Below are 2,797 nucleotides of genomic sequence, written 5' to 3' on the forward strand. Positions count from 1 at the left end.
CGATCTTACGATTACACCAAAAAAACCGATGTAGTTCACAGTGAAATACTACTTCCTAAAAATCTGAGTGAGCAATTGGACGAGTCCGACATTGAGTTGGATTTTCAGCGCATCGCTGATTTAGTCGAGATTGGAGAAACTACCAAGCGCGGCAAAATGAAAAGTAGCGCGCGTCTTGCTCGTGAATGGGTATTGTGCGGAGTGCCTGAACTAACACGCGCCGAGAATATCGAACTGTTTGAGCAATTTGCTCAGCAGCAGAGTGAGGAACAAGGCGTTCTCAGCATGGTTTTTGTTCATGATCCCACCGCAGGTGATGACATGGCCACCACCAAAGCAGCAGCAGAGGGCAAAAGTATGGCTGCGCCTGATCCGCGAAACATTCACGCCCACATACTGCTACTGACCCGAAAGCTAGACGTATCAAGCGATAGCTTGTTATCGCTAGGCGAAAAATCAGACAGCGAGCTGTCTAACGATGAACGTACGCGCCCTGTCGTCCCAAAAAAACTCGTTGGCACAATTGATCCTGAGACAGGCAAAAAAATCCAGCAGGGGCGCGGATTATGTTCAAACAGTGAATGGCTCAAAAACACCCGTAAACAATGGGCAGATATTCTTAATGAACGACTGGAACAGAAAGGGATTCAGCCAGTTACCCATAAGAGTTACAAGGATCTAGGGCTCACATTCAAACCTACCAAACATTTAGGAAAAAATGCCAGTATCGCAGAGCGCATGGGCGTTCAAACAGAAATAGGAAAATATAATGAGTCAGTCAACAGATACAACCACAACCAACTTGAGCAGACAGCAAATAGCGGAATTACTAGCAGCCAACAACAAATTGCGCGCAGCCAACGATGGATTGATGCAATCAGTACTGGAGATGCATACATTCAACGACAAATTGAGCAAGAAACTCAGCAAGAAAAGCACGTTAATAGCCGCATTGGACAGGGCGTTAGAAGAAGAGCAGAACGCCAACGCCCAAACCCCTATGAGCAGCAGCTCAAAACAAGCGCTGATAACCGAAAACAGCGAGCTACAGAACTTCGCGAACGAACAATCATTTTTGATAGAGCGTCAGAACGAGCGGATAGAAATGCTCGATACAGAAAACCAAGAATTAACGGAGTTATTGGTGAGGTTGACAGACTAACCATGAAAACAGCTCTACTGTTCTCCAGTCGTAGAAATGAGTCATCATCTTATACGGATAGACAAAAAGATATTTTAGAGCAATTCGCTAATGAAAACAGCCTAGTAACAGGGGATTTCAGAGAGGATATTAGAGTTACTACAACGTTTTTCAGTGATGCAGATAATGCTCAAACTCATAAACATATCGTTAAATTGATCAATGACCCTGAGAGAGAGGAGCAAAACCACTCTAAAACGTCCAAATTTGAGGCTGAGAGCGATTTAAACAAATCAACTAGGGATTATGTAGATAATGAGTCTAAAACGTCAAATACGGCAGATTTGAGCGTTTCTATAGCACCTAGACGATATAGACGACCGTAGTAATTCTTTTTTTCTTGTTTTCAGTGCGTCATACGATAGGTTAGAAAATTATTAGATTTTGAACGTAAAAACAAGTCATCTTCTAGTCGATTTTTCTTTTTTTTATTTCTTAGTTATCAACAACCAAAAAGGTTTTTAATGTTTTTAATGCTTTTAAAAGCTTTTAAGTTGTCTCAAAGCCTTGCTACTACTGGTCTGTGTAGGAGCTTAACGGACGTTTACCTGTCAATTAACGGACGTTTACCTGTCAATTAACGGACGTTTACCTGTCAATTAACGGACGTTTACCTGTCAATTAACGACTTGTTTTGTTTACGTCCCTTTAAAGACATGATAAAGTAAAGTCTTTTATTTAAAGGAGTTCACAAATATGAGCGACAAAAAGTTAAAAAATGAGGTTGTTAAAACTCACAGGTTAAATACAGCTCTACAAAAATTATCACTTGCTGAAATTCGACTTATGCAGTTAGCGATTATAGATGCAAGAGAAACAGGTGCAGGCATAGATACTTTAACCCCCTTACCTATCCATGCAAGCCGTTATGCCGAGGCGTTTGGTGTTACAAGACAAACGGCGTATGAAGTTCTTATTGAGGCTGAAACCTCTTTATTTAAGCGTTATTTTACATTTCTTGATGAGCGAGATGGTAAGCCAGTTAAGTCTCATTGGGTAAGTCAGGCAAAGTATTTAGATGATGAGGCGATCATTGAAATAATGCTTACACCTGCTGTAGTCAAAGAGATTACACGTATTGATGCTATAGAAGCTAAAACTCTATTCACAAGATTTGCGCTTGAGCAGGTAGCACCAATGAAAAGCGTCTACTCTGTGAGATTATACGAACTACTCAACCAATGGAAGCAAGCGAAAAAGGCAAGCTTTGACCTAAATACTTTCAGGGGACAGTTAGGTGTTGAGGATACTGAGTACAAGGCAATGAGTGACTTTAAAAAGCGCGTCCTAGACCTTGCTGTGAATGAAATAAATGAAAAATCAGACCTAAAAGTCAGCTATGAACAGGTTAAAAAGGGTGTAGCTATAGTAGGCTTTAAATTTAAGGTATTGACTAAAGCGCAACCGAAAAATATAAAGCAAGAAGCTGTTAGAGACGGGAATACAGCAGATATGTTCACGATTGGAGATCTAAACGATAAGCAGCTAGGGCGTATTGTTCGAAATCCTGCGTTTATGGCGGAATATAATCATCTAGTAAGCCCGACTAGCCCAGCTGGACAGTCACAACAAGGGTGGGAGTTTGAGATGGTTAAT

General features: G+C 41.0%; 2 protein-coding genes. Both read left to right on the forward strand.

Annotation, left to right across the window (positions count from 1 at the left end; genetic code table 11):
* On the forward strand, positions 1 to 1,527 hold a 1,527-nt coding region (locus EI161_RS13875), incomplete at its 5' end, for a MobA/MobL family protein (protein ID WP_192529856.1).
* A 370-nt stretch (positions 1,528 to 1,897) separates the two neighbouring features.
* On the forward strand, positions 1,898 to 2,797 hold a 900-nt coding region (gene repM / locus EI161_RS13880), incomplete at its 3' end, for a replication initiation protein RepM (RefSeq protein WP_192529857.1).

Origin of the sequence: Psychrobacter sp. FME5, assembly GCF_014861375.1 — a bacterium.
In the GTDB taxonomy this organism is placed as follows: Bacteria; Pseudomonadota; Gammaproteobacteria; order Pseudomonadales; family Moraxellaceae; genus Psychrobacter.